Origin of the sequence: Pseudomonas sp. B26(2017) (assembly GCF_002113045.1) — a bacterium.
Lineage (GTDB): Bacteria > Pseudomonadota > Gammaproteobacteria > Pseudomonadales > Pseudomonadaceae > Aquipseudomonas.
In genome coordinates, this window is the sequence record NZ_NEJJ01000001.1 from 645,171 (window position 1) to 664,679 (window position 19,509).

Annotated in this window: 15 protein-coding genes; 10 read left to right on the forward strand and 5 right to left on the reverse strand. The window is 60.6% G+C overall.

The window, feature by feature from the left end:
* Positions 1 to 52: 52 nt before the first annotated feature.
* Positions 53 to 370, forward strand: coding sequence for a YqjD family protein (locus CAF79_RS02865; RefSeq protein WP_085696402.1), 318 nt, complete (start codon positions 53 to 55; stop codon positions 368 to 370).
* A 57-nt stretch (positions 371 to 427) separates the two neighbouring features.
* On the opposite strand, the gene CAF79_RS02870 is transcribed toward CAF79_RS02865, so the two are convergent.
* Positions 428 to 1,459, reverse strand: a complete 1,032-nt coding sequence (locus CAF79_RS02870) for an Ldh family oxidoreductase (RefSeq protein WP_085696404.1) — start codon at positions 1,457 to 1,459, stop codon at positions 428 to 430.
* A 191-nt stretch (positions 1,460 to 1,650) separates the two neighbouring features.
* Here CAF79_RS02870 and CAF79_RS02875 point away from each other — a divergent pair, with 191 nt between their 5' ends.
* Entirely contained in the window at positions 1,651 to 6,459 is a 4,809-nt protein-coding gene (locus CAF79_RS02875) for a dermonecrotic toxin domain-containing protein (protein WP_085696405.1), read from the forward strand.
* A 54-nt stretch (positions 6,460 to 6,513) separates the two neighbouring features.
* On the opposite strand, the gene CAF79_RS02880 is transcribed toward CAF79_RS02875, so the two are convergent.
* Positions 6,514 to 6,783 (reverse strand): PepSY domain-containing protein, encoded by a 270-nt coding sequence (locus tag CAF79_RS02880; protein WP_007957544.1) that lies wholly within the window; start codon positions 6,781 to 6,783, stop codon positions 6,514 to 6,516.
* Between the two features lie 154 nt (positions 6,784 to 6,937).
* On the opposite strand from CAF79_RS02880, the gene CAF79_RS02885 reads away from it, so the two are divergent.
* A complete protein-coding gene (locus CAF79_RS02885) occupies positions 6,938 to 7,939 on the forward strand; it encodes a FecR family protein (RefSeq protein WP_085696406.1) in 1,002 nt (333 codons plus the stop codon).
* A 61-nt stretch (positions 7,940 to 8,000) separates the two neighbouring features.
* Here CAF79_RS02885 and CAF79_RS02890 read toward each other — a convergent pair whose 3' ends face one another.
* A complete protein-coding gene (locus tag CAF79_RS02890; RefSeq protein WP_085696408.1) occupies positions 8,001 to 10,343 on the reverse strand; it encodes an acylase in 2,343 nt (780 codons plus the stop codon).
* Positions 10,344 to 10,636: 293 nt separating this feature from the next.
* Here CAF79_RS02890 and CAF79_RS02895 point away from each other — a divergent pair, with 293 nt between their 5' ends.
* A complete protein-coding gene (locus CAF79_RS02895) occupies positions 10,637 to 11,014 on the forward strand; it encodes a fe2+ zn2+ uptake regulation protein (RefSeq protein WP_085696411.1) in 378 nt (125 codons plus the stop codon).
* 18 nt (positions 11,015 to 11,032) lie between these two features.
* Here the strand turns inward: CAF79_RS02895 and CAF79_RS02900 are convergent, their stop codons facing one another.
* Entirely contained in the window at positions 11,033 to 11,221 is a 189-nt protein-coding gene (locus tag CAF79_RS02900; RefSeq protein WP_007957552.1) for a hypothetical protein, read from the reverse strand.
* 157 nt (positions 11,222 to 11,378) lie between these two features.
* Here CAF79_RS02900 and CAF79_RS29085 point away from each other — a divergent pair, with 157 nt between their 5' ends.
* The 6 genes from CAF79_RS29085 to CAF79_RS02925 all read left to right on the forward strand — a co-directional run bounded on the left by CAF79_RS29085 (position 11,379) and on the right by CAF79_RS02925 (position 18,840).
* On the forward strand, positions 11,379 to 11,516 hold the full coding sequence (locus CAF79_RS29085; RefSeq protein ID WP_170929687.1) for a hypothetical protein: 138 nt from the start codon (positions 11,379 to 11,381) through the stop codon (positions 11,514 to 11,516).
* A 261-nt stretch (positions 11,517 to 11,777) separates the two neighbouring features.
* Entirely contained in the window at positions 11,778 to 13,025 is a 1,248-nt protein-coding gene (locus tag CAF79_RS02905) for an MdfA family multidrug efflux MFS transporter (RefSeq protein WP_085696412.1), read from the forward strand.
* Between the two features lie 15 nt (positions 13,026 to 13,040).
* The gene (locus tag CAF79_RS02910) at positions 13,041 to 14,171 is read left to right on the forward strand and encodes an acyl-protein synthase (RefSeq protein ID WP_085696413.1); all 1,131 of its coding nucleotides are present in this window, start codon (positions 13,041 to 13,043) and stop codon (positions 14,169 to 14,171) included.
* A gap of 1 nt (position 14,172) precedes the next feature.
* Positions 14,173 to 16,623 (forward strand): aldehyde dehydrogenase family protein, encoded by a 2,451-nt coding sequence (locus CAF79_RS02915; RefSeq protein ID WP_085696415.1) that lies wholly within the window; start codon positions 14,173 to 14,175, stop codon positions 16,621 to 16,623.
* The gene (locus CAF79_RS02920; RefSeq protein ID WP_085696416.1) at positions 16,607 to 17,896 is read left to right on the forward strand and encodes a phenylacetate--CoA ligase family protein; all 1,290 of its coding nucleotides are present in this window, start codon (positions 16,607 to 16,609) and stop codon (positions 17,894 to 17,896) included. Before CAF79_RS02915 ends, CAF79_RS02920 begins: the two co-directional genes overlap by 17 nt.
* On the forward strand, positions 17,896 to 18,840 hold the full coding sequence (locus tag CAF79_RS02925) for a GNAT family N-acetyltransferase (protein ID WP_085696418.1): 945 nt from the start codon (positions 17,896 to 17,898) through the stop codon (positions 18,838 to 18,840). Before CAF79_RS02920 ends, CAF79_RS02925 begins: the two co-directional genes overlap by 1 nt.
* A gap of 53 nt (positions 18,841 to 18,893) precedes the next feature.
* Here the strand turns inward: CAF79_RS02925 and CAF79_RS02930 are convergent, their stop codons facing one another.
* Entirely contained in the window at positions 18,894 to 19,427 is a 534-nt protein-coding gene (locus tag CAF79_RS02930) for a hypothetical protein (RefSeq protein WP_085696420.1), read from the reverse strand.
* Positions 19,428 to 19,509 lie beyond the last annotated feature (82 nt).

Here is a 19,509-nt window from a genome sequence, read left to right on the forward strand (position 1 = left end):
GACACGCCACACTCCATTGTTCACTGTCCATTCACCTGCAAGGAGTCACCCAATGGCCCGGAAAACCGCCGTTCAAGCCGCCGAAGACCAAATCAAGGACCAGGCCTTCAGCGAACTTCAGGCGCTGATCGAAGAGTCGGAAAAACTGCTCAAGAGCAGTGCCTCGCTGGTCGGCGAAGAAGCGGAGACCCTGCGCGGTCAAATCGCCCAGAAGTTGCAGCTGGCCCTGGATTCGGTCACCAACGTGCGTGACCGCACCAAACCCGCGGTAGACGCCACCGAGAGCTACATCGGCGGGCACCCGTGGCAGACCGTGGCGATTTCCGCCGGTTTCGGTCTGGTGGTCGGATTGCTGCTCGGTCGCCGCTGAGCGCGATCAAAAAAGGCGAGCCCTCGGTGGCTCGCCTTTTTCATGTCCGGCAAACACTCATTCGCCGGCCAGTTCTCGCAACTGTGACAGGGTCTGCTGATCCAGCTCGATTCCTTTGGCCAATGACTTGGCCCGCTGCAAATGCCGCCGATCTCCCGGCAAGCGCTTGAGCCCTACCCCGTGCATCTGCCGCACGAGTTCCTGACTGCGTTCGGCGAAGCTTTGCCCGGAGGTCTTGCTCGGGTCGATCACGATCAGCAGTTGGCCAGTCCATGGCGTCTTGGCGCCCGGATGGTTCTTCCAGTCGAATTCGAACGAGAAATTGCCGCCGGTCAGCGCGGCGGCGAGCAACTCCACCATCATCGACAGCGCCGAGCCCTTGTGCCCGCCGAACGGCAGCAATGCGCCGCCTTCCAGAATCGCTTTCGGGTCGCAGGTCGGCTGACCGAGGCTGTCGACGCCCGTGCCCGCGGGCAGTTTCTCGCCCTTGCGCGCGGCGATCTGCACGTCGCCATGGGCGATGGCGCTGGTGGCCAGATCGAAGACGATCGGCGCGCCGTCGGCCCGTGGAGCGGCAAAGGCAATCGGGTTGGTGCCGAACAGTGGCCGGTCGGCGCCGTGGGGTACCACGCAGGTCATGCTGTTGACCACGCTCAGCGCCACCAGGCCCTCGTCGGCAAAAGGCTCGACGTCCGGCCACAGCGCGGCAAAGTGATGGGAATTGCGGATCGCCAATAGGGCGATCCCGGCACTGCGGGCCTTTTCAACCAGCAATGCACGGGCCGCCGCCAGCGCAGGTTGAGCAAAACCGTTGCCGGCATCGACGCTGACGAAACCTGAAGCCACATCCTCGACCTTTGGCACAGCCTTGCCGTTGACCCAGCCGCTGTTGAGCGTAGAGACATATCCGGGAATCCGGAATACGCCGTGACTGTGAGCACCGTCCCGCTCGGCGTTGGCGCAATTGGCGGCCAGCGTTCTGGCGACTTCGGCCGAGGTGCCGTGACGGGTGAAAATCGTTTCCAGCAATTGAGTCAGCTCGTCCAGCGAAACCGTGGACGAGACCGCATGATCGTGTGGCGCAGACATCTGAAGCTCCAGAGTAATTATTGGAGGGAACAACAGCGAACAAACAACCCGCCTGAGGATTAACCACGGCTGGCCGGTTGCCTGTCAACCCCGCAATATTTATCTACCACCCTCGTCGCCTTCACCCGCCCTAGCCTTGCGTCTCGACCCACCGGCGCCCGCCAGCATGCGCCCCTCATCGAGACTCAATCATGTCAGCCCTCATTCAGCCGTTGTTGTTCCCCGAAGTCTTCGACGCCCCCGGACGATGGACCGAACTGGGCAAGGCCCACGGTCTGTCCGAATCCGAATTCAAATGGCTCGCCCATGCCAGGCTCTCCTCCAGCAGTTTGCGCAGCCAGCAGACCCCGCCGATGCGCGCCGAGCGCATCCTGCTCAATGTTGGCAGTGAAATACCTCTGCCGTTGCCGGGTGCGTTCGTTCTTGGCGAGACGCCCGTCGATAACGCCCTGATCCTCTACACCGTATTCGACGGCCTGAAAAAATACCGTGACCGCGTCGAATTGAGACAACAGCTCGAGCGGCGCCTGAACAATGCCGATGACCAGGCCAGTCTGTTTGCGTTCCTGTCTTTGCCGCAACGCAAGCGGCTGTTCGATGCCGACAACATCACGGTGACCTTCAGCATCATCGATGGCGATGTATTTGATGAAAACACCACGGCCATCCAGCAGGCGCAGATTCTGAATGCACAGGCCATGCGGGCGGAGCTGGAAAAGCTGCCGACGCTCAGTCACCTGCTGGAAAACATCCTTGATGAATTGCTCAAACCGCATTTCGGCAGCTTGCAGCAAAACCGTACCCGCGTCGGTTTCTACACCCAGGACGATGACACCGCGCTGACAAGACACTGGCTCGACTCCATGAGCCTGAGCGATGCAGTGCTGTTGCATTACCGGCATCAACAATGGCCGACCACTGCGTTGCGAGAGTTCTCCCACCCCGACAGATCGGCCGCCACAGGCGATCAGGCGCAATGGGAAGAGGCTGTCACCAGCGCGTCCGGAAAGTTGCCGGCGCTGCTTTTCCGGCAACTGGAACACTATTGGGACGCGGCTTCTGCCGACGGTTCGACGCGACGCGCATTCTTCGCCAACGTTCTGGAGGACCAGGCGCTCAGCGAATGGATGATCAAACGCGAAAACGGCATTCTCGACGCAACTCAGTTCAGCGCACTGCATCAGTTGATGTCGCACGATGCACAAGGCCCGCAGCGCCCCGTCACCGAAACCGTGCGTCTTTGGGAGCACGAAGCCAATTACGTCGAACTGGCGGGGTCGCTGATGATCAGCGCCAGCCAGGCCTTTCTTTACACCCCGGTGCAGGGTCTGCAAGTGCTCGCCGATTACAACGACCTGAAACAGACGTTGCAGAGCAAGTTCATTGCCAAGGGCCATGAAGACGAGCTTTACGGCCTGCTCAGCCTGGAAGAGCGCAACCGGTTTCTCGGTTTCGACCAGCCGCAGGTATCGGGAGAGCGGATCGTCGGAGAAGTCTTCAAGATCCTCTTCGAATGGATCATCACCAAGCAGCGGCAAAACATCGAATACGCCCTGCAAGTGTTTCGCCACAGCGATGGCGCGGTGAATCTGCACGCCCTGTTCGACAAGAGCCTGGACATCCGCTCGATGATTCATGCGCGTTTGCTCGAGCTCGACAGCGCAGGACGCTGGAGCACGCACCCGGTACTTTCGGGCAATCAACAGCCGTCCATGGTTCTGGCGGAAAAGGCGCGCGCCGCGATCAAGACGTTCAGCAGCGTTGAAGCGCCGCTTCGCCAGACACTCAAGACCCAACCCATGGCCACTCAGGAGGCTCAGCGGTCGTTTCTCGAAAACCTGAAGGCAACCCTGGCGCATGCCTGGTCTATCGGGGTAACTGGCGAAGCCCGGCTGCGAGCATTGAACGGCACACTGCCAGCCTCGGTACGGGCGATCGTCGATGCCGTGTGCAATCCAGACCAGCCGACCCGCGCGCAACGCCAGGCGCTGCAGGGTTTTCGCCCCGACGCCTATGGGCTCACCCTACGGTCTGGCGACCAGCAGAAGCTGCTGCCACTCGCCCACTGCCTGCTGATGACCGAGCGTGGCGGTCTCGACGTCCAGCACTCCGGTCGTGCAGTGTTGTGGACACCTGCACTCGGGCTTGAAGTATTCGACTCCGTTGCAATTGCCCGGCAAAAGCTCGAGCAACGCTTGCTGCACAAGGTGCAACGCCTGTCGCTGCTGGAAAATATTCTGCCTGCACAGTTTCAGCTGCATCAGCGTTATACCCTGGGGCCTTTTCAGTTCATCGAACACAACGTGCTGCATAACCGCATGCAATCGGCGACCGAGCATTTTCTCGGGCGCTGCGAGCAGGTGCGCACCCGCGTGAAGGATCCGGCAAAGCGCGACAAGGCGCTGACAACGCTGGGTGAGTCGACTTTTCACACCAACCTGAAGCTCGCAACGGCTCATGCCCGGGCAATCGTCTCCCGGCAAACTTATCCTGCCTGGCTCGGCATGGCGTCGCTCGCCGAACAGAAACTGCACGTCGAACTCCTGGAGCAGTGGCGCCAGAGCGTCGTCGACGACAAGGATTACCTGAGCGGTGTGCCGACTCTGGTCAGCCATGTCGAAAAGACGTTGACGTCATTGCTCGAAGGACGATTCCCGGATACCGGGCTCAACCCTCGCCACATCCGGATAACGCCCAATCTGGCCCTGGCCGGACCGGCCCGCAATCTTCTCGAGTTTGCCCTCAATCACATCAATATCGCCCAAGGCACCGGTTTCAAGGTGGCATCGACAACCGCCAACGCGTTGCCCAAGGGGCTCGATCAAAGTGCAGTGACGCAACTGCTGCTATCGCTCGAGATTCCTACCACCTACAGCGAAAAGGTCAGGCAGGCACTGGCGACGAATACGACTGCCGGCCTCGCGCGGCAGCAGACTTTCTTCCGTCAATTACCCTGGCAGTTGTTGCAGCATGCTCACGCGCTGAAACTGCAGCAGCATTTGTCAGAAACGGCATTCAGTTACATCCGCCAGGCCCTGGACATGCCAGATGCCATCGCCCGTGCTGCCGTGTCCGGTGCACAGGCCATGGTGTGCCCGCTGTCGCTGATAAAGACAGTCGGCGCCGCCGCAGTCGAAGCATGCGGACTGTATGTGTTGGCCCCCGGCACCGGGCACAAGGGGCCTCGGCTGCTTTACAGCCCCTACACCGAGCAGGCCTTTCACGAATTTCCCGATGAAGAAAGTCTGATCAGCGCGCTGAACATGCCGGGTTTGCTGCAAAACCTGCTGCTTCGTCGCCTGCCGCAACCTCAGCGAGCGATTTTCCGCAGTCTGTTTGCCAGCACCCTGGGACAGATCAGCGAAATGACGCTGGACTACCACCCGATTGCCGGCAACCTGCTGGAACGTCTGTATCAGGACAATCTCGATCTGTTGAAACAGATGCTCGACTCGCAGAACGACAGCGACGGGCAGTCTGACTGGGAAAACGCCAAAGCCCTGTTCAGCGACGGCATCCGACAGGTCGCGGACGTGCTGCCGGGCAAACTCGCCTGCGGACGCTTTCTCTGGCAAGCCTACGATGCCTTCAAGGATTCGGCCGAGGCCTTGCAGAATCATCACTGGAAGAAGGCGCTGAAGTCGTTTATCGATGGCGCCGAACATATGGTGACCGTCGGGATGCTGTCCGAAACGTCCGCTGAACAGGCGGTTGGCGCCGATGTCGGTCAGCAGACGATCGCCTCCGGCACGCAGAAGATCGAAAAACCTGTGGTTCCGAATCTGTCGGAAATCGAAACGACGTCACCTCAACGCACCCTCCTGCAGCCTTTCGAAGCAATGGACGTCGCACTCAAGGATCTGACCTACAGCGCGACTCAGGGCGTGTACCAGAAGACATCCAACAACCGTAGCTATGCCGCAGTGGACGGCAAGGTGTACCGGGTCGTCAAAAACGGAGCGGACTGGCAATTGGCAAAGGATGACGTTCGCGGCCCATTGCTGCGCAAGACCGACTCACGGACAGTCCGGATCACCGAGGGTCAGACCGTTCACTACGGCAAGGCCTATTCCAGAATGATCGTGCACAAACAGTACACGCACCTGCGCCGCATGATGCTCAACATCGAAGCGCACGGCATGGAAGAGATCAGTCGAAGATACCCTGAAAAAGCCCGGATACTGGGACATGCAGTGGCGGTGGCGCGGGATTACGCATTCAACTGCCTGCACAATCTGGCCATTCTGGACATCAACGTCGTGCCCGGTGGGCGGGTCAACCGGTTTCTCATGGAGTTCTTTGATGTCCCACGCGTCACGACGCAGATCCTGTCCAGGATAAACGCCGCGATCCTGCCCATCTGCAAGGCTCTGGTAGATCCGGCAGACGACCTGCTCAACACTGACCGCTTCATCGTCGGCTCAACCAGATGGTTTCACGACGTGATTGCGTTTGTCCTCGATGGCGACCTGAAGAACAAAGTCCATTTCACCCAGCATTTTTTCAATCAGGATCTGGGGGACTACGTGCCCGTCACTGCATCTGGTTTTGATATTGACGGCCATGCACAAGCCGCAACCCTGATACATGAGTTGGCCCATCAACTGAGCAATGCGTGGGACATCGCGACGGTCAGGGCGCGTGAGCCTTTCTGTGACCTGATATCTTCCGCTACCCCCGACGGTGAAAGATTGCTCAATCATCTGCAGGACGAACGAAGAACCGCGCTGTCACTGGCCACGCCCCGTGCACAACTGTTTGCAGAGTGGAGCCCGAATCAAGCGGCCTGGATCGACCTGGACAGAATTGCGGAGAAACAGACCACGGCGGCGGAGATTTTCAGGCAGACAGGCAGCGCCACCATGAGCGAGGCGCGCGATGCGTTCCTGGATCGACAGTCTTCAGATGCCCGCGTCGGTGTCATCTTGCACAACGCCGATTCGATAGCGCAGCTGATCTGCGAAGTCGGCCGGCAGCTGGAGGTTGTGCCGTCCCCTTGATCCAAAAAAAATGCGCAGGCTCATCACCTGCGCATTCCGGCAACGGCCTCAGGATCAGTCTTTCTGATCACGCAAGACATTGCCCGACGCGCCATCGATACGGAACTCGTACACCACGCCGTCCGCCTTGCGCCCTTCCCCTTTCCAATAGCCGTTGTTGTCGGCCTCGATCTCGTAGACCTCGACATAACCGGCCTTGGTTTTAACGATTTCGATAGCCTTTTCGATAGTGATCCATCCAGCGCCCGGACGGTCGGCCAGCGCCGCGCCTGCACTCAGGAGACTGGCGGTTGCGACGAAGGCGGCCAAGGTTCTTTTGATCATTTTTTCACTCCATTCATGGATAGGGTTCATGGGACGTCCTGGTTTTTGGGGCGCCTGAGCGGAAAAAAGTTCAACGTTTGATGGGTAAATGCCATGACGGTTGTTCTCGGCGCCTTCCCCTCAAGGTTAGAATGCGCGAAATCAGGAAGAGTCAATGACCCAGAACACCCTCTCGGAAGCCGAATACGATGCCATCACCGATGCCGCCGCGCATTGGTGCATGCGTCTGCACGCCGTCGACTGCACCGCTGAAGAGCGGCAGGCGTTCGAACAGTGGCGCGATGCACATCCGCTTCACGCATTCGAGTATGAGGCGATGCTGGAGATCTGGGATGTCGCCGAGCATTTGCCGCGCCCCGAGCCTGCGGTGGTTGTACCGAAGACTGCGCCGGCCCGGACGTGGCGCCAATACGCAGTAGCCGCCGCCGTTTGCGCTCTGGCGCTGCCGCTGGCGGCCTGGGCCGGATGGAATCTGGGTTGGCTGCCCGACAGCTATCAACACTTTGCTGCCACCGATAATGTGCGCCATGTCACGCTGGCTGACGGCAGTCAGGTCGAGCTGAACCTCAACACCGAGCTGACCTACAGCAATTACAAGGACGAGCGTCGCGTCACCCTGAAAAAGGGTGAAGCCTTCTTCGAAGTCAGCCATGACCTGAGCCATCCGTTCGTCGTCAGGGCCGCAGAAGGCAAGATCCGCGTCACCGGCACCCGTTTCAACGTCTGGATGTACGAAGATCAGGTGAAGGTGAACCTGATCGAGGGTTCCGTACTGGTCACCAGCAATACTCAACTGTCGGGCGATGGCTTGCGCCTCGGCCCTTCCATGCAGGCCCGCTACAGGCACGGCGACTTCACGCCGCAAATCAGCCAGACCTATGCCAATGACACTTCTCTGGCCTGGCGCAGCGGCAAACTGATTCTCGACAACCTGTCGCTGAACGAAGCGCTGCCGATGATCAACCGCTACCTGGACAAACCCTTGATGCTCGCCGACAGCGCAACCGGCGCGATCCGGGTGGGCGGCATTTACAACATCAAGGAGCTGAACAGTTTCGCCAGCTCGATGCCAAAGGTGTTGCCGGTGTTCCTGACCCGCAACAAGGAAGGCAACCCGGTGATCAATCCGATGCCGCAACAACCGCGAAAAAACTGAAGGCCGTTCCCGTGAGGGAGCGGCCTTCTGCTTTTACGGTGTCAGTCCCTCGGACGGCTGATTACTGCGCCGCGACTTTCCCTGCTTTTTCCAGATCATCGCGTACGGTCTGTACCTGATACTGCGGATCGGCCTTGATCTGCTGTTCGGTGAACGGCAACACGCTCCACTGTTTCTTCGAGAACGCCTCGGTCTGGTCACGGGCGTATTTCGATGCCGGATCGCTGGACAGCGAGAACGCGAGCAGGCCCTGGGCATGCGGCCCCTTGTCATCGAACGTCACAACTTGCAGATAACTGGTGCCACTGACCACTTCCAGCTTGCCGTCTTCACGGGGCACGCTCTGGATGGCGTTGTAGATGCCCAGCGTGCCCGGGCCACCGTGAATCGGGGTTTGCTGGCCACCACTGCTGACCACCTGCACGTCGCCCCAACGGGTTTTCTCGGTCAGACCCATTTTTGTCGCCGACTCGGCCGACGCCAGCATGGCCTCGCGCAACGCCTTGGCCACGTCGGGATTTTCAACGGCCAGTCCGCGCGGTGTGTGCTGCGCGTCCTTCGGATCGAACGCCACGCGCCAGGCCTGCGGCGATTCCTGCATCGCTTGCATGATGCTCTGGAAATGCACCAGGCCGATGCCCGAGTCCAGATTCGCCCGCCCGTCCCACGCTTTCAGACTGCTGCACACCGATTTCAACGCCGCCTCAGACTGCGAGGCACAGAACTTGAACAGATCCGGCATCACCTGAGTTGCCAGGAACACCTGATCGTCCATCACCATGTGTTGCAGGTCCTGCACCGACAGCGGGCCTTTCTTGTCCAGCGTCGCCAGACGATCCAGCGCAAAGCGCGAGCGCAGGCCCAGAGGCTGCCCGTCCTGACTGATCAGCGGCGAGAAACCGGTCAGCGGTTGCGCCGGGTTGGCCAGCCAGGCCGAGTCGTTGGAGTGCTGGACGAAGTCCTTGCGCAACAGCTGCGGCAACTGGCTGGAGGCGTAAATGCCCTTTTGCGCGGCTTGCGGGTCGATGTCCCAGGCGCAGGCGCTGTTGGAGCCGTCGAGCACGATCATTTGCAGGCCGATGCGCGGGTCGCTGCACTTGGCCAGTTTGTCGGCACTGACGTTCGGCACCACCGACAGGTTCATGTACAGCGTCTGGCCCTTGTCATCAACGGCCAGCGTATTGACCCACGGGATGCCCTGGATCGTGTGCACCGAATCCTGCAGATCCTTGAGATTGCCGGCGCGGTTCATGGCGTACCACTGCTTCAGCACCCGGTCATTTTCGAGGTTGGCATCGCGCAGGCTGTAGGCGAACTGATTGTCCCAGTCGAGTTTGCCGGGCCACTGTACGATCGGCCCGAACTGCGAACTGTACACATCCCGCGAGACCGGCACGACCTGGCCGTCTGCCTGCTTGACCTGCACCGTGACGGTCTGCTTGTTCATCGGCAGGGACTGGCCGTCGAGCAGGTAACGGGTCGGATCCTTCGGATCGAGTTGCAGGCGATACAGGGTGAAGTGCTTGGACGAGTCGACGGTATGGGTCCACGCCAGGTGCTGGTTGAAGCCGATGTTGATCATCGGCAAGCCCGGCAGCGCCGCGCCCATCACATCCAGTTTGCCGGGGATGGTCAGGTGCATCTGATAAAAACGCATGCCGCCGACCCACGGGAAATGCGGGTTGGCCAGCAGCATCCCGCGACCATTGAACGAGCGCTCGCTGCCCACCGCCACGGCGTTGCTGCCGCGGTCCAGGGCGAAGCGTTGCAACCGCGAGTCCGCCAGTTGGTAAGCCCGTGCATCGTTTTCGATCTGCGCTGTGGATTGCGGCGGTGTTGCACCCGCCAAAGCTTCGGCGAACTGCCCGACACCGCCCTCGACCAGCAGACGCCGGGTCAGCTTCACGAGGTCTTCGGCGGCGATATCGCGCACCCATTCACCCTGGCACTGTTGCGGCAGCCCCTGCTGGCGGCGCTCGGCCAGATAACGGTTGTAGCCGGCGGCATATCCTTCCACCAGATCACGCACTTCGACCGGCTGCGCCTGCCAGAAGGCATTCACTGCCTGGGGCGTGTTGAGCCATTGGAAAAACAGATCGCTGACGCGGTTCTCGCGCTCCTCGACCGTCAGTTGCTCCGGCCCGAAGTACCGTGACCGCTCACCGTTGACCGTCACGATCTCGTTGGCCAGCAGGCACAGGTTGTCCTGCGCATAGGCATAACCGATGCCGAAACCGAGTCCGCGTTCGTTTTCCGCGCGGATGTGCGGTACGCCATAACCTGTGCGACGGATATCGGCGCCGGCCTGCCCGGAAGCGGAAGGGCTGAACGCCTGCGCCGACAGACTCAGCCCGAGAAACAGGCCGGCAAGGGTCAGTCCGGTGAATTGCCTGGAAATAGTCACGCTCGCTCCTGATCGAAATGCCGAAGAGCGAACCACCCGCCACCGTGAACACGTCGGGCCCGGCTCGCTCTGAAATCACCCACGCGTCACGCGCAATGAGCCTGTTCAGAAAACGAAGCCGCGGAAAAAAATTTAGTCGGTCACACACCCGTTTGGCGCCGTGATCACGGGGAAAAGACGAAACGACGACAAAATTTCTACATTTTTCGCTTCATGATTTGTCGAGCTGAAACGTCTTGTTTAGAGAGAGCACAAGAAACCTTTCCTGATCAGGCTCTGAAAGGAGTAATCGCATGTACAACCCGCCACTACCATCGGAAGGTAGCCAGCCCCCCAAAGGAGCGCCCATGGGTTCGCACGCCGACGTATTCGGGCAACGGGTCGAGCGTCACGGCAATGAACGCATCCGTTTGCTGCTTAAAAGCTTCGGCCTGCGCACCAGCCTGATTCGCCTCAAAGTCATCGACACCTTGCTGGTCGCCGCCGAGGACGACCGTCGCCTGGGGGTGCGTGGCGTGCATAGCCAACTGCTGGATCTGGACATTCCGTTGTCCTTTCTCAGCGTGCGCGAAGTACTCAAGCGCCTGTGCGCCGAAGGCGTGATCACGTTCAACGACGACAAGAGCTACAGCCTCCATCCCCAGGCTGCCGCCGTGCTCAACAGCGATTGATGCACGCGGCAGACGCCGTCAGGGCTTGACCTTGCGGCGCATCACGCCGTTGATCACCACGACCACTACCGCCACACCGATGGCGATGTACTGGAACGTTTGCTCGCTGAGCTTGCCGGCGTTTTGCAGCCAGGACAGGCCGAGCATGATCAGCAGTACGGCGACAGCGATCAGAATCGAATATATCAAGCGTTGCTTATGGGTCATTACAGGTTCCTGAACCGTTGGAATGTATCGGGTTTGTATCGGCGTTGATGCCATGCGCATACCTTTTGACGGGGATGCGCCGCCGTTAACGGGGTCTCATGTTACAGCCGATGAAGAGCTTTGGCTTCAAGCGGCGTCAACCATGAGGATCTTTGAAATGCTGCGTCGAATCACCTGGCTGATTCCTGTCCTTGCACTGCTCGCCCTGAGCGGCTGCATCATCTTTCCCCACGGCGGCGGGCATGGCGATCATCGCCACTACGCGCCTGGCCCGGGCTATTACTACCATCGTTAAGTCAATCTCGCGGAAAGGATGCCAGCGTCCATCCGTTCAAATGCAACAACGGATTTAAGCGTCAGGAGAATTGCCCGCAGGAATGTGGGCGTTTTTTATGGATCGGCGATTACCGGTATAGGAGTCTTCGCCTCCTCAAGTAGGAATGCTGCCCTCCGTAACATTACGCACAACCTCGTCATATACCGTCACACCAATGGCTTAGGGACATTCCCCGCTCCTCCCTACTCTTGCGCTACCTCTCGACGATCGTGAAAGCGCATGCAACGAACTCTCATTCCCCTCCCGCCACTCCAGGCGCTCGGCTTCTGTCTCGCCATCACGCTGTTCGAATGGCTGACCTACATGGCCAGCGACATGGTCATGCCAGCCATGCTGACCGTCACCCGGGATCTGGAAGCCGATGCGGCTCACATTCCCAATGCGTTCAATCTCTATCTGATCGGCGGCGTCTGCCTGCAATGGCTGATCGGGCCTTTGTCCGACCGATTTGGCCGGCGCCCGCTGTTGCTCGCCGGTTGTGCGCTGTTCGGCATGACCTGTGCGGCGGCCGTCGCCACGCCCGGCATCGAAGTGTTCAACGCCCTGCGACTGTTGCAAGGCATGGGCCTGGGATTTGTCGTGGCGGTCAGTTATCCCGCCCTTCAGGAAGTCTTCTGCGAGGCCGATGCCGTGCGACTGATGGCACTGCTGGGCAACGTCGCCCTGCTTTCGCCCCTGCTCGGTCCGCTGCTCGGCAGTCTGCTGCTGGAGTGGCTGAGCTGGCGCGAGCTGTTTCTCGGCCTGGGCCTGATCGCGACACTGACCTGGATCGGACTGTATGCCTGCATGCCGGAGACGATCGGCGTTGTCCGCCACGATGGCGGTCAACAAGCGCCGATCCCCTTCTCCTTCCGCCAGATCAGGACCCGTTACGTGGCGCTGCTGCGCAATCACCGGTTCGTCGGCATCTGCCTTGCCCTGGGTCTGATGAGCCTGCCGCTGATTGCCTGGATCGGTCTCGCGCCGCTGTTGCTGGTTCAGTTGCTGGGCCTGACGACCCGCGAATATGCGCTGTGGCAAATTCCGGTGTTCTCGGCGGTGATCGTCGGCAATCTGATCCTCGACAGACTGCTCAGTTCGCGGGATCTGCCGCAATTGATTCGTCTGGCGCTCTGGCCGTTCTGCCTGGGGTTGCTGACCTTGATAGCCACCGCACTGACCGGCCTTTCCCTTGCCGGATTGATGACCGGTCTTGCGCTGTATGCCGTCGGGCTTGGCATGAGCAACGCCGCGCTGTACCGGCTGGCTCTGTTTTCCAGCGATGACAGCAAAGGACTGGTCTCCGCTGCGATCGGCATGATTTCGATTGCCGTGATGGGTGTCGGTGGCTCGCTGATTGCTGCCACCGGCGGCGGCAACCGTCTGGAATCCTTCGCCATTCTGGCGGCGCTGGGCGGTTTGCTCAGCCTGCCTCTGCTGTACCGGTTTCTGCCACATGCCCCGACAGACTCCGCCTCTTCAACATAAAGAAAAGGACGCCTGATGAACCACCTCCCCCACAGCGACGCGCTCTGCGCGTTGACGCAACCCTATTGCCCGGATTCCGTGCCGGACGGACTGTTCAGCCAGGCCATGGCCGAGATCAGCCGGTTTCACTGCCAGCACACACCCGGCTACGAACACTGGCTGAACGCCAATGGCCTGACCGTGGGCGATCTGGATCACCTCGATGACTGGTCGCGACTCCCGCCGGTTTTCGCCAGTTACTTCAAGCGCCAGGCTTTGCTCAGCTCCACCGCAGCGGACGCTCGGGAGCTCACCTCCTCCGGCACAAGCGGCGAGAAAAGCCGCATGCGTTATGACGAACGCAGCCTGAGCGCGGCCCAGAACATGGTCGAACGAATCTTCCGGCACTATGCCTGGGACACCCCGGACACGCCGTGCAACTACCTGCTGCTGAGCTATGAACCCGAAGGACGCATCAGCCTGGGAACGTCCTTCACCGATCAGTTCCTGTGCCGCTTCGCCCCCGTCAACCGCGTGGCCTATGCACTGCGCCGTACGGGCAACGGCCATGAATTCGACAGCTTTGGCGTAATCGCCGCCCTGCAGTCCTTCGCCGAGGAAGGCTTGCCGGTACGAATCTTCGGTTTCCCCGCATTTCTCTGGCAGACCCTGCAACGCATGCAGGCCACCGGGGTGGCCGATCTGCAACTGGCAGAAGGTTCGCTGGCGCTGTTTGGCGGCGGCTGGAAAACCCAGGCGGCGCAAGAGATTCCCCGCCGGCAACTGTACGAGCGGATCCACCGCCAATTGGGCATCGAGGTGTCCCGCTGCCGTGACGGTTACGGCGCGGTCGAGCATGCAGTGCCGTACCTCGAGTGCGCTGACCACCACTTCCACGTACCGGTCTATTCGAAGGTCTTGGTACGTGATCCCGCCGACTTCTCGCTGCTGCCGTATGGCCGTCAAGGCTTGCTGAGTTTTGTCTCGCCTTACATTTCGTCGAGCCCGGCGCACGCGGTGGTCATGAGTGACCTCGCCACCCTGCATCCCGGCGACAGTTGCGGCTGCGGGCTGCCAGTGGACTGGTTCGAACTGCATGGCCGGGCGGCCACCACCGCCGGCCGAAGCTGCGCCATGGCCGCGTCTGAACTGCTGGGGAAGCACTGATATGTACCTGATCAACGGACAACTTCACGACGACTACACCTTCGACCTCGCATTGGAAAAGCTTTATCCGGACTTGCCACAACGGCTGGTCACGCCGCTGGACACGGCGACGGTCCTTGACACGGCGTCTACCTTTGCCAGACGCCTGCAAGACCCGGATCTGCCCTTTCCGCTCGACGCTGAACAACGTCAGTTACTGATCGGGTTCTGCCAACCCGCTGCGCTGCGCTGCAAGCTTGAGCGCGAACTCGGCGCACAACCGGCCAGCCTGCGTCGCCTCGATTATCGCCAGCCGCGCTTTGAACGCTGGAGTCCGCTGGGCCTGGTGGTCCACATCACTCCCGGCAACTCGCCGTTGCTGGCGTTCTGCGCGGTGATCGAGGGACTGCTGGCCGGCAACGTCAACTGGTTGCGGCCCAGCAGCAGCGATCAGGGAATGACCGCGCAATTGCTGCATGGATTGGCGCAGTGCGATGCCACCGGCCAAATCGCCGGGCATGTTGCAGTCGTTCCGGCCAGCACGGCGCGGATCGGTGAATTGTGCCAACAGGCCAACGGAGTGTCGGTGTGGGGCGGCGAGTCCGCGCTGCAAGCCATCCGCCAGCAACTCGCGCCTGGATGTCGCTGGATCGACTGGGGCCACCGCATCAGTTTCATCTACCTGACACCGGCAGCGGTCTCGCCACAAGCGCTGGACGCCGTGGCCGATGAAGTCTGCCGCCTCGACCAGCAGGCTTGTTCCAGTCCGCAATGGCTGCTGGTGGACAGTGACGACGAGAACGTCTTGCGCTCGATCGGCAATGGCATGGCCGAGGCATTCGAACGTCGATCCCGACACTGGCCGGCCTTGCAACCTTCAATTCAGGAGGCTTCGCAAATCACCACCCGAACCGCGATGGCGCGACTGGCTCAGAGCTTTGGCGGGGCCAGCGGACAGGTCTGGCAGGCGCCGGACTGGCGCGTCATCTGGAACCACGACCGGCAACTGGGCCCCTCGCCGCTGTTTCGCAGTCTGCTGCTCAAGCCTGTGCCACGTCCGCGGGTGACCGAGGCGCTACTGCCTTGGCGAAACGTATTGCAAAGCGCCGGACTGATGTGTGCCGATCACGAAATGGCCGGACTGGCCCGGACGCTGATTGCCGCCGGCGTCACACGGATTACCCCGGTGCAGGCGATTCACGATGGTTACGAAGGCGAGCCCCACGACGGCGTGTATGCCCTGCAACGCTTGAGCCGGCGCGTGTCGGTCAGCCTGTCGACGACGGCACTGACGACCTGCGCCACGCTCGATCCGCTGCCGGCGCCACCCGGCGTGGCCAATCTGCCGATCATGAGCAAGGAGACCTTCGTCAGACGCCCTATCCATCCAGCGGCCCGTTTGTATTTCCGCTCGGGTGGCAGCAGCGGAACCCCGGCGCTGGCCGGTTACAGCTACCGCGACTTTGATCGACAGATGCGCGCCAGCGCTGACGGGTTGTTCGCGGCGGGTCTCGACCCGAGTTGCGACCGGGTAATGAACCTGTTCTTCAGTGGGGGGCTGTATGGCGGTTTCTTCAGTTTCTCCAAAGTGCTGGAACTGCTGGGTGCCACGCACCTGCCGATGGGGGCTCCGGCCGATGACGATTACCGCGAGATCGCGCAGGTCATCATCGATCAGCGCGTCACCGTACTGGTCGGCATGCCCAGCACCCTGCACCGTCTGTTCCTCAACGAGCAGGCACGACTGCGTACCTATGGCGGGATCGAAAAAGTCTTCCTCGGCGGCGAACATCCCGGTGAACAAAGCCTCGCCCTGATGCGCAGCTGCGGCGTCAGGCTGATCCGCTCGGCCATTTACGGCAGCGTCGACGCCGGACCGCTCGGCCATGCCTGCCCGGCCACCGGCGATGGGGTGTTCCATCTGATGAGCGATATCCAGCACCTGGAGATCGTCGATTTCGAGTCGGATCGTGCGGTGACCGGTAATGAAACCGGGCGCCTGGTGTTTACCTCCATTGAGCGCGAAGGCCAGGACGTTCAGCGCTACGACGTCGGTGACAGCGGTCGCTGGCTCCCCGGCATGTGTGACTGCGGGCTGCCTACACCGCGCTTCGAGCTGCTGCAACGTCACGGCAAGTTGATCCGCATCGGCACCGACTTCATCTGTCTGTCGCAACTGGCAGAGCACCTGGAGACCGAGTTCCAGCTGATCCTCGAGCACGCCCCGGACGGACTGGAGCGCATGCGTTTTCGCAGCCCGAGGCTATCCGATGATGTTCAGCGTCGCCTGCTGGATTACCCGACGCTGGCCACGCTCATCCAGACCGGGCTGCTGACCGTCGAGGTAGAGGTTTGCGGCAGCGACCGGTTCACCCGCAACAAACACAGCGGCAAGACGCCGTTGCTGATCGACAATCGGGGCGTTGGTCCCTGCACAGACACGCAAGGAACCGAACATGAACACACGGTTTGAATGGCAAGAGCTGGTCACCTTTGCTCGACAGTATTCCGGCTTTTATGCGCGTCACTTCGCCGAACTTTCCCGGCCGGTCACATCACTGGAACAACTGCCGGTGATTGACCCAGGGGAATACTGGAAAGGCAGTCATGACCTCGACCATTGGCCTGCCCTGACAGCGCCGCTGACTGACGCGCTGGTGTTCAAGACCGGAGGCACCACCAGCGCCGGCAAGTTTTCACTGTTCCGGCGCGAGGAATGGCGGACGCTGGTAACAGACTTCGGTCGCAGCCTCGGTGCGCAACTGAACGCCGGGGACCGGGTCGCCAACCTGTTTTTTGTCGGTGACCTGTATGCCAGTTTCATCTTTACCCACGATGCCCTGGCGCATGTGCAAACCGAGGTTGTCGAGTTTCCCTTTACCGGCCATGTCGACTCGATCCTGCTGACCGATGCAATTACCCGGCACCGGATCAACGTGCTGGCGGGCCTGCCCGCCCATCTGCTGACCTTCGCAGCCTGGCTCGAACAACAGGGCCGGACTCTCGAGCACATCACCGCCCTGCTTTACGCCGGTGAAAGCCTGTTTGACGCCCAGTTGCGACGGCTTGAGCGAGTGTTTCCCAATGCCCGAGTGGCGTCCATCGGCTACGCCAGCGTCGACGCCGGCTTCATCGGTGCCAGTCATCGCGACTGTGCCCTGGGTGAACATCGGGTTCCTGAAGGTCACGCACTGCTGGAAATCCTCGACGAGAACAGCGGCGAAGTGATCGAAGAATGCGGCCGGTCCGGACGACTGGTGATGACCAACCTCACACGCCGGTTGATGCCGTTGATCCGCTACCCGGTCGGTGACCGTGCATGCTGGTGCGAACCGTCCGGCACGCCCCGGCGCAAATTCGCATTGATGGGCCGCTGCGCCGACAGCCAGCGGGTGCGCGTGGGTATCCTGACCCTGCTGCCGCAATCGATCGGCGAGACAGTGTGGCGCATCACCGGCAGCGACGAATGGCAACTGGTGATCGAGCAGGAGGGTGCGACGGATATTCTGCGTCTGCACTGGGCACCGGACGCTCTGTCACCGGCAATCGCTGAAGCCGACCAGACGCTGCATCGCGCCTTGCTCGAAGACTATCCGTTGATCGAGCAACTGAGCGCCGATCACCAGCTTGCGCTGCGGATTCGCTGCTGCACGACGCAGGAACTGGAACGTCATCCACGCTCCGGCAAACGTCAGCGTGTGCTGGACCGTCGTGTCTACAACGGCCATAACCAGGAGCGTTGCTGATGGACTCCATCACCCTGCGAAGTTATCGCACCAGCGACGCTGCGGCAGTCAGTCGTCTGTTCAGGAAGATCTATGGCGACCATTACGCTCAGCCGCATGTTTACCTGCCCCGGTTGATCAGCCAGAACCACGCCGACGGCCGCTGGCATTCGTTGGTGGCGGTGTCCGACAATCGGGTGGCGGGCCACTCCACGCTGATTCTCGACAAGGAATCGTCCATCGCCGAGCTGGCGCTGAGCGTGGTGGATCCGCAGATCCGTGGGCAGAACGTCGCCACTGAACTGGGCCGGCACTTGCTGATCCATGCGCAAGCGTTGGGTTATCAGGGCGTCACGATCAAGCAAATGACCCATCACCCCTACACGCAGAAAATGGCCGCCGGTCTTGGGTTTCACAACACCGGCTTATTGCCCGATCATGCGCCTTCGCCCTTTGGCGACGCCGTGACGGAATCGCTGGTATTGGGTTACGCCCCCGTCGATGGTTATCAGCGCCCGCTGCCGGCATTGACCTGGCCGGATGAATGCCGTGAGTTCATGCAACAGCTGTGCGACGTGTTCGGAACGCGGTTGAACGTGTCGCCGTGGATCGGCGCGCCGGCGCAGCTGGAGCAGCGCTGGGGGCGATTCGACGGGGTTTTCAAAGAAGTGGACGACAGTTTGCTCAAAGAATTGCAGCAACTGCCCGACCATTGGCTGATATCGATCAGACTCAGGCTGGCGCAGGGTTTCGACAAGGCCTGGCACCGGCTGTCGACGATAGGCTTCGTGTTCAGCGGACTGGCGCCCGATGACAGAGGAGCAGGATGGCTGGCGTTGTTTCATCGGGGATTCCAGCCCAAATCCCTGTCCTTGCATTGCCCGCAAATGCAGCGATTGCATGACGATATGCAGCGGCAGATCGCACCGCCGGCCTGTCATCGCAGAAGTGGCAGCCGCCCATAAACGCCGCATATAAACGAAAGGGCCCACCCCGTTACCGGAGTGGGCCCTGTCTTTCAGGCCTTGGCTTTTACACCTTGATCAGTAGGAGGCTTGCGCTCCCCGCCCTGACCGTAAGTCTGCAGGCTCTGCAGTACATAAATGGCTTTCTTGTACTCGGGGATCAACGTATTCGCGTACTTGTTGCCCTTGAGATTGTTGTTCTGGATGGTATCGAGTTGCGTGGCGAAATACTCCAGCGCATTGAACTTGGCGTCCGGGTCTTTCTGGATGCCGAAGCGATCGAACTTGTCGCCTGCATTGAGCAAGGTCATGGACGTGATTTCGGAAATCAGTCCGCGGCTACGCAGCATTGCGCTCAGGCTGCCCAGTTGCTTGGCCGAAACATTGGTCGGATCGAAACCCTTGATGTTCTTGTGCAGACCCTGCTTGTCCATCTCCGCCGTATTGATCACGGTGGGATCGTTGCCGACCAGGGCCAGCATCTGCTTGACCTTCACGCTTTGAGAAACCGGTTTGCTCGAGCTTGCTGTATCTCGAACCAGCAGACCCGCCTTGGGTTGCCAGGCACCGGTATATCCGATAGTCATGCGCAAGCTCCTTGCGAAGAAAACATGAAAAGTTCCTTGTTGAACCACTTTTGAGTTGCCCGGAGTATCGGCCGGCAAACTA